The organism is Myroides albus, from assembly GCF_009711045.1.
GTDB lineage: Bacteria > Bacteroidota > Bacteroidia > Flavobacteriales > Flavobacteriaceae > Flavobacterium > Flavobacterium album_A.
In genome coordinates this window covers 1-8,733 of record NZ_WMJX01000064.1, presented here as the reverse complement: position 1 = coordinate 8,733, position 8,733 = coordinate 1, and the positions used below count along the sequence as shown (strand labels likewise).

Genomic DNA, 8,733 nt, shown 5'->3' with positions numbered 1-8,733 from the left:
TAGAAATATGATAAGGCGCTGGGTGCTTAGCCTACTTAAGACGGTGCGGAAATTCTTTGGTGAGGCTATAGTTGTCACTCAGGAGATTGATGATATAATTGACTCTCCGATTGTAAAGCAGAGCATTATCAATAATTCAGATTGTAAGATTCTTTTAGACCAGCGTAAATACATCAATAAGTTTGATCAGATTCAAAAAATGTTAGGACTAAACTCCCAACAAAAAGCTCAAATCTTATCCATTAATTTAAATAATCACCCTCAGAGGCTTTATAAAGAGGTGTGGATTGATTTAGGTGGTACTCACTCTGGGGTTTATGCCACAGAGGTGAGCTATTCTGAATATTTAGCCTATACCACCGAGGAGAAGGAAAAACTCAAACTAGAGCAACTTACTTTAGAATTTGATGGTGATGTAGAACTTGCCATTAAAGCTCTTGTTGAGCAGCGCATACAGTAATGTTTTAATTTAAAAGTAATGACTTATGAAAAAAATATATCAGAGAATATTAACTGCTTTTTTGTTTTTATTCTCAAGTGTTTGTTTTGGTCAATGGACCGTATACGATCCGGGAAATTTTGCTCAAAGTATTATCAATAGTACCAATGAGATTGTGCAAACTTCAGCAACGGTTGAAAATGTTATTAGGAATTTTAAGGAAGTAGAGAAAATCTATAATCAAACTAAAGATTACTACAATAAACTTGAATCTGTGAATCACCTTGTAAAAGATGCTAGAAAAGTTCAACAGACTGTTCTTTTAGTCTCGGATGTATCTAAATTATATGTACAGGGATTCTCCAAAATGCTCAACGATAGTAATTTTTCTGACCAAGAGCTTGAAGCTATTGCAAATGGGTATGCTAAGCTATTGTCTGAATCTACTGTTTTATTAAACGAGTTAAAGCAAATTGTTACCAAAACAAGTTTGTCTTTAAACGATAAAGAGCGAATGGATATTATCGATACAATATACTCCAGGGTCAAATACTATTATAATTTGGTTGATTACTATACGAAAAAGAATATATCGGTTAGTATTTTAAGATCAAAAAAAAAGAGTAACACCCAGAGTATTCTTGATTTATATGGGGAGTCTAACAGTAAATATTGGTAGTTATGGAAAGTGATAATTTGCATGAGGTTTTAGCAAACCTTTACAACGAGATGATGCCCTTGGCTAGTAATATGATTGCTATGGCAAAGGGTTTAGGGGGGCTTGGTGCGCTTTTTTATATAGCCTTACAAGTATGGGCTGCTTTATCTAGAGCAGAACCTATTGATGTGTATCCTCTTTTAAGGCCTTTAGCTATAGGTTTGTGTATTATGTTTTTCCCAACGTTGGTATTAGGAACTATAAATAGTGTTTTGAGCCCGGTGGTTAAAGGAACACATTTAATTTTAAAAGAACAGGTGATTGACCTTAGAGCGTTACAGCAAAAAAAGGATCAATTAGAGAGGCAAATTTTAGCCAATAACCCCGAGACGGCCTATTTGGTGTCCAATGAAGAATTTGATAATAAAATTCAAGAATTAGGTTGGTCTATATCTGATCTAACTAGTATAAGCACCATGTATTTAGAGCGTGGGATGTATGATTTTAAAAAGAGTATTCGAGATGGCTTTAGAGAGCTTCTAGAGAATGTTTTTCACGCCAGTGCTTTAGTGATCGATACCATTAGAACTTTTTTTCTAATAGTGCTCAGTATCTTCGGACCTATAGCTTTTGCCATTTCAATTTGGAGTGGATTCTCATCGAGTTTATCGCAGTGGCTCTCAAGGTATATTAGTGTGTATTTATGGCTTCCAATCTCGGATATTTTAAGTAGCATTCTAGCGAGAATACAAACCCTTATTATAGGAAAAGACCTTGAGAGGTTAACTAGCTCTTCCACTTCTACGTTAGATAGTTTTGATACTGTTTACATTTTATTTATGATAATTGGTATTGTGGGATATTTTACAATCCCAACTCTATCAAGTTGGATTATTCAAGCAGGAGCAGGAGGGAATTACACTCGTAATATTAATCAAACTGCTTTACGCACAACTAATATGGCAGGTGCTGTTAGTGGATCTGTTGGGGGTAATATTTTAGGACAATTGATTAAAAAGTAAGTTATGGATTTTAAATCACTTAAAAATATAGAAAATAGATTTTTAACAATACGATTATACACTTTAGTTTTTTCAAGCTTATGTGTTTTAGTCACGGTGTTTTCTATCTACAAGAGCTATGATTTTGCCAAGCAACAAAGAGAAAAAATATATGTTCTTGATAAAGGCAAATCTTTAATGCTTGCTCTTTCTCAAGATGCAAGTATAAATAGACCTGTTGAGGCAAGGGAACATTTAAGGCGTTTTCATGAATTCTTTTTTAGTATCTCTCCAGAGAAAGCCGCCATTGAGAGTAATATGCAAAGGGCCTTTAATCTCTCGGATAAAAGTGCTTTTAATTACTATCAAGATTTACTTGAAAAAGGGTATTACTCTCGTATTATCTCCGGGGGTATTCAACAAAGAGTATCGGTTGATAGCATATGGGTTGATTTTAAGTCATATCCTTATAAGAGTAAAGTGCATTTAACTCAGCATGTAATTAGAGCCAGTAGTATTACTCAAAATAGTATAATAACTAGTAGTCAGCTTTTAAATGCGGTAAGGTCGGATAATAATCCCCAAGGCTTTATAATTGAGAAATTTACTGTTTTAGAGAATAAAACAGTTAGTTCGATTAAACGTTAGTGGCTATGAGAGATAAAATTAAGCTTAATAAAAACTCAAAGTACCTACTTAGCATTAATACTTGGTGGACAAATTTGCATAGAAAAAAACAAACTTTAGTACTGGTCTTTGTCTTTATTTTTTATTTAATACTCAGTATAAAGGTTTTTCTCAGTAGTCTAAACCAGGTTAAACCTATTGATAAATCATACAAGGTAAAACTTACTTTACCTATGCTTTATAATAGGACAATAGAATTAAAACCAATTAAAATTTTAAAGAAAACTTATGCAAAGTAACAATCAAAGTTCAAAAGGTTTTGTCTTAGAGAAATACAAAAATGGAATTTTTAATAAATATAAAAAATACTTTGTTTACTTGGGGCTATTTGGAATTTTCTCAGTGGTTATGTATTTTCTTTTCTTGTATGAAACCTCCAACAAAAGTGATATTAACCCAATTATTCCAGAGGTTACTAATATTGAACTACCCTCGGATAAACTCAAGGCCTATGAGCAAGAGTTTTTAAAGGCCAGAAACACAAGTAATAGTCATAGTAATCAAACACTTTTGGATTATTATATTGAAAAAGATTCCGTGCAACAGGTAAGTGATTACCCTAACTTAGAGTGGTCTTCCAAGCGGCGCTCTTTAGAGAATTATCAACTTGCTAATCAGGCCGTTTCAGAGTTTTATAAACCAGAGAAAGACAAGGATGATTATAACAAACTTTTTAAAGAGCTAGATCAGTTAAAATCCGAGCTAAAACAAGGGGTTGATAATAGGCAAGTGAGAAAGCAAGAACACTTAGAGTTAATGCAGAAATCTTTTGAGATGGCCTCTCGGTATATACCCGGGAGTCAACCAGAGGTTAAAAGTGATCTTTTGGGATTTAAACAAAGCCCTAATAAAAATATAGCAGCGGTAGAATCTGATTTTAAATCACTTAATGTTGTATCGTCTTTAAAGTTGAGTTCTACCTTAAAAGGGGATTCAACTTTCAATTCAAAACAAAAGGTAAATGGGTTTAATACCGCTTATACCACTACTGAATCACTGGGGTTTAAAAATTCAATAAAGGCAAGTATACTCGAGCATCAAACAATTGTAAATAACGGATGGGTGAAACTTTTGCTTTTAGAGGATATTTTAATTCAAGGAGCTCCTTTGGGCAAACAAAGTGTTATAGTGGCAAGAGTTACTCTTAATAGTGGTCGAGCTGAGTTTGTTGTGGAATCCATAAAGTTAGATCAAAGCATTGTTGAGGTAGAATTAATTGGCTATGACCGATTTGGTCAAAGGGGACTAGAGGTATTAAATTCTCAAGAGATTGATGCGAGTAAAGAAATTCTAGCTAATGCAGGTCAGAGTACTGCAACGAGTATTTCTATGACCAAGAGTGTTGCAGATCAAATTGCAGGAGATTTAACAAAGGGAATCATTCAAGGGGTATCAGGCTACTTTTCAAAGAAAGTAAAAACCCAACGAGTAACCTTTAAAAAAGGACAAGAGGTTTTCTTGTTACCCAAACAATAAAAATAACTAATAAACATGAAAATTATGAGATTTATTATAACATTTAGCTTAGTTCTAATGCAAATCATGGCAGTAGGACAAAATAGTAAACTGCACAATAATCTTACTAGTGCAGAGATAAAACCTTTTCAAATAGAGTTAACTTTAAACAAAACAACACATATTTTATTTGACAGTAGTATCCGATATGTTGATTTAGGTAGCAATGATATTATAGCCAGTAAGGTTGAATCAGCTGAGAATGTTTTACGCTTGAAAGCGATAAGTTCAGAAATAACACAAACCAACTTTACAGTTATCACTCAAAGTGGTTTGTTTTATAACTTTAATGTAAATTATAGTGATAACCCTGAGAATTTGAATTATGATTTAAAGAAACTACAAACCGAAAAGGAGCGTTTAAATAGTAATATTCTTTTTCAGGAGTTTGGTCAAACTAGTCCTACTCTTGTGGATTATTTTTTGGAATCTATTGTCAAAAGAGATAAGAGTTTTTTAAATATTTCAGATTCAAGTTTTGGGATTAAAGTGCAGTTAAAGGGTATTTACACTCAAGAAGGGAAGTTGTACTTCCACTTGTCTTGGCAAAATAAAAGTAATTTAGATTATCATTTAGACTATGTTAGTTTTAAGCTTTTAGATAAAAAGCTATCAAAGAAAAGTACCATTGAGCAGATAGACTTAAAACCTATAAAGTCTTACAGGGATATTAATGTGGTTAAAAGCCATCAAAGTATAGAGAATGTCTTTGTGTTGGATGCTTTTGATTTATCTAACTACAAAATATTGCGTATTGATATTAACTCGGATATGCTTTGGCAGAGTTTAAGGGTGAGTCATCGAGATATTTTAAAGGCAAAGAAAATCAATAAACTAGCCGTGAGATATCAATAAATAGTAAGTAGTTATAAGTTATAAAAGGATAGAGTAATTAATAGTTTTACTCTATCTTTTTTGTTTGATAAGGTATTGATTCTATAGTCTTGTTGGATAAAGACTCCCTTTAAGTAAAAGTAATGATATAAAAAAGATAAAATTTGTGAATATTTAGTTATTTTTATTTTTTTATTTATGATTAATATTTTTTTTTATTTTTTAGTTTAAATAAGTTGATTAAATTAAATTATTTAATGTTTATTGTGAATTATTGTGTTTTTGTTTAATTGTTAATATTTGTATCAAAATATTTTGACTTGTTAATACTAGTAAAATTAAGGACCTTTGTAAAATTACTAATTGGTTATATAAGGCTTTAGTTAATCATGATAAATGAGATTAATTATCTAAAACAATTTGATAAATTATTATTTTTAATAATTAGTTTACTTTCTTTAACTGTATTTTTTGATTATTTTGATTTAGAGCTGCGTGTGTTTTATTTTCAAAGTTATCTGGTTTTATATTTTCTTAAATCAAGAGTTGCACAAAGACAAATTGTTAAGCATTTAGATGTTTTTGTTTTTACACTTTTTTTACTTACAAGTTCTTTTTTTGTTCAAAAGAAACTTGTTTTTAATATTTTAGTTATTGTTTTTAGTCTTTATCCACTAGTTCGAATAACTATGTCTTTAGCGGATTTCAAAAAGATTAAAACAAATTTTTACGCTCTAGAATTCAATTATATATTAATTTCTTTATATGTATTGTTGATTATTTTGTGTGTTAAAGTCACCGAAATTTTTACTTATGTAATTAACTTTGACAATTCTGATTTTCATGGTTTAATTCATGTGATTCTTTTTTTGTTTTATGGAACACTTAGTCTTATAACATATTATTTTTCTAGTTTACATTTAGCTAATTTAAGTAAAGAGTACTTTTTTAAAGAAAATTTCTGTTCTGCTTTTCTGAAAACGATTAATCAAAGTGAGCTTAGTGAATTAGCAAATGAAATTTTGCATTTGTTTATAATAGATAAGGTATTTCTAGATTCTAGTTTCAATTTAGATGCTTTAGCAACAATGTTAGATAAACCAAAGAATCAAATATCAACTGTTATTAACTCAGAGTTAAACGAGAGTTTCTATTCTTTATTGGCAAAATATAGAGTTGAGTATGCAAAAAAACTATTAGAAACTAATAGACATCTTTTATTAGATGGAGTAATGCTGCAGTCTGGTTTTAATTCTCGATCAACTTTTATAAAGTATTTCAAAGAGTTTGTGGGAGAGAGTCCTTCAGCTTATCGTAAAACATTTGAGTATAATTTGTAGTGAACTGCTTTTCTCATTAAAGTTTACTTTTTAAATTATTTTAAATGATAGTTACTTTTATTTTTTTTGTCAATATATTCTTATTGATTTATTGTTTGTGGAAAGTTAAATACGATTTAATAAATATTAAAACCAATAGTATTATAACATACTCTATTGCTTTTTTGTTTTTGCATATAGTTTATAGCTATTTTACTTTCATATTCACTTCTGAAAAAAGTTTCTCAATTTATGGGAGCCCTTTTTTTCTATTCTATGGTCCTTTTTTATATATTATTAGTTTAATGATCATTAATAGAGTAGAGCCTAAGTCTATATTTAGGATATTAATCCACTTTTTACTGCCTGTAGCTTTGTCTATTGTTTATTTAACATTGCTGATTATAGATGAGTTTTTAGATGTTGAAATAATTTTACCTTATTTTAATGTCTTTAATGTAATATCTGGTATTCATCTTTTAATATACATATGTAATGTATATGCAATAGTTTTTAAACATAATGTAGATGACTTTCGACAGTATTTTTTTCTTAAGCTTAGTTCTGTTTTTTTACTAATCTCAATTGTTCTAATTTCATTTCCTTTTTGGGGGTTTGATTACATATATACCTTTAAACTTTTATTAGGTATTAGTTTTGTGGCTCTATGTTTTATTAGTGCAAGTTTTGCTAATCAATATCAATTTAAAGCAAAAATTCACTTGCAAAATCTTAATTCTAAAAAAGTAGCTAGTAATGATTTATCTGTTTCATCTAAAGATGTAAAATATTTAAATTCATTAGTTAAGAGTGATTTATTAACAGATTACGATTTAAAAATAATTGATTTACTTGAGAACAAAAAAATTTATTTAGATCGTAATTTAAGTATAGGCAAACTCTCTATGATGACCAAAATTTCAAGACATCATTTATCTCAATACTTCAATATTGTACATGAAAGTAATTTTAATAATGTAATAAATAGGTACAGAATTAAACATGCTCAAAGTTTAATAAAAAATGATTCCTTTGATATGTCTATCAATGATCTCTATTTTGAATGTGGTTTTAATAGTCGCGTTTCTTTTTTTAGAAGTTTTAAAAGTGTAGTAGGAATCTCTCCTTCAGAATATATCTACTTAAATAAGGCTACCTCAGATTTTTAATAGTATTTTTTTAGTTGTTTTTAAATTTTTTTTTGTTTTTCTAAGTGTTAATTAATAGTTTCTTTTTAAATGTAAGAGCTTGATTTACAGTTATCCAATTTTTTGAACTACCTTAAAAATGTTACAAAAAATTGTAATGGATTAAAAGTGGACTTTATGAATTAATCTTTAAAAAAAGTAGATTGAAATTTGTAGTGTTAATGAGAAAAGTAGAAGCTCACCTTCTAAAGAATAATTTTAAAACGACACTATGAAAAAAAGATTACTACCTATAGCTGTTTTAATGCTAACTGGTACGACGTATTCACAAATAGGAATAGGAACAATGAAACCACATGATTCAGCAATGCTTGAAATAAACTCTGCTGATAAAGGAGTTGTTATTCCACAAATTAGTCTAAAGTCTACAACAGATGAATTGACAATAAAAAATGCAGTTGAATCTTTATTAGTATATAACGTTAACACGTCTGCTGATATTGTTCCTGGATATTACTATTGGAATAAAGCACAAAGGAAATGGATTAAGGTTGTTTCATCAACTGATCTTGACGCTTTTGATTCTAGATCTAATAAAAATCTATATGTTGAGAATGATACGCTATTTCTTAAGGACTCTAAAGGTGATACTGTAAGTATTTTGTTAGAAAAAATACAAGTAAATACAAGTTTAATAAATGATCCAACTTCTCCAGGTAATTTTATTTTTACCGACGAGAAAGGAAATAAAAATAATATTCCAGTACTTGATGTAATCAGAGATAACTTTGATAGCATTGTTTCAAATGATAAAGTAGTTCAAAGCATTATCGATAAGTTAGCGCATACTTATGGTAATGTTTACTACGATAAAAAAGCTAATGCTTTTTACTATAAAGATGGAAGTAATCAGTTACAAAGTATTGTATGGTCAGACTTTGATACAAAAGTAGCAAGTTATAAGCTTCAGGGTGATGAGCTTGTAATTACTGATTCAGAAAATACAGAATTTGCAGTCAAGCTAGAGGATATAGCCAACAACTCGAAGTTTGTTACAACTCTAGCAAATAATAACCATTTTGTAACTGAACTTTCATCCAATGACACATTTGTTAAAAACGTGGCATCAAAT

8 protein-coding genes and 1 pseudogene are annotated in these 8,733 nt (G+C 29.6%); all 9 read left to right on the top strand.

The features are described 5' to 3' along the window. On the top strand, positions 1-460 hold a 460-nt coding region (locus GJV76_RS14625), incomplete at its 5' end, for a TraG/VirB4 family ATPase (RefSeq protein ID WP_455429740.1). Positions 461-485: 25 nt separating this feature from the next. Beyond that, a complete protein-coding gene (locus tag GJV76_RS14620; protein WP_155093334.1) occupies positions 486-1,118 on the top strand; it encodes a DUF4141 domain-containing protein in 633 nt (210 codons plus the stop codon). Positions 1,119-1,120: 2 nt separating this feature from the next. After that, on the top strand, positions 1,121-2,119 hold the full coding sequence (traJ, locus tag GJV76_RS14615; RefSeq protein ID WP_155093333.1) for a conjugative transposon protein TraJ: 999 nt from the start codon (positions 1,121-1,123) through the stop codon (positions 2,117-2,119). Between the two features lie 3 nt (positions 2,120-2,122). Continuing rightward, positions 2,123-2,746: a conjugative transposon protein TraK gene (gene traK / locus GJV76_RS14610; protein WP_155093332.1), complete on the top strand. Its 624-nt coding sequence runs from the start codon at positions 2,123-2,125 to the stop codon at positions 2,744-2,746. A gap of 267 nt (positions 2,747-3,013) precedes the next feature. Beyond that, on the top strand, positions 3,014-4,261 hold the full coding sequence (gene traM / locus GJV76_RS14605) for a conjugative transposon protein TraM (RefSeq protein ID WP_155093331.1): 1,248 nt from the start codon (positions 3,014-3,016) through the stop codon (positions 4,259-4,261). A 24-nt stretch (positions 4,262-4,285) separates the two neighbouring features. Next, positions 4,286-5,155, top strand: a complete 870-nt coding sequence (gene traN / locus GJV76_RS14600) for a conjugative transposon protein TraN (protein WP_155093330.1) — start codon at positions 4,286-4,288, stop codon at positions 5,153-5,155. A 368-nt stretch (positions 5,156-5,523) separates the two neighbouring features. Then, positions 5,524-6,474, top strand: coding sequence for an AraC family transcriptional regulator (locus tag GJV76_RS14595; RefSeq protein WP_155093329.1), 951 nt, complete (start codon positions 5,524-5,526; stop codon positions 6,472-6,474). Positions 6,475-6,758: 284 nt separating this feature from the next. Then, a complete protein-coding gene (locus GJV76_RS14590; RefSeq protein ID WP_196216240.1) occupies positions 6,759-7,622 on the top strand; it encodes a helix-turn-helix domain-containing protein in 864 nt (287 codons plus the stop codon). A 250-nt stretch (positions 7,623-7,872) separates the two neighbouring features. Then, a pseudogene (locus GJV76_RS14585) lies at positions 7,873-8,733 on the top strand (hypothetical protein); the annotation flags it as partial.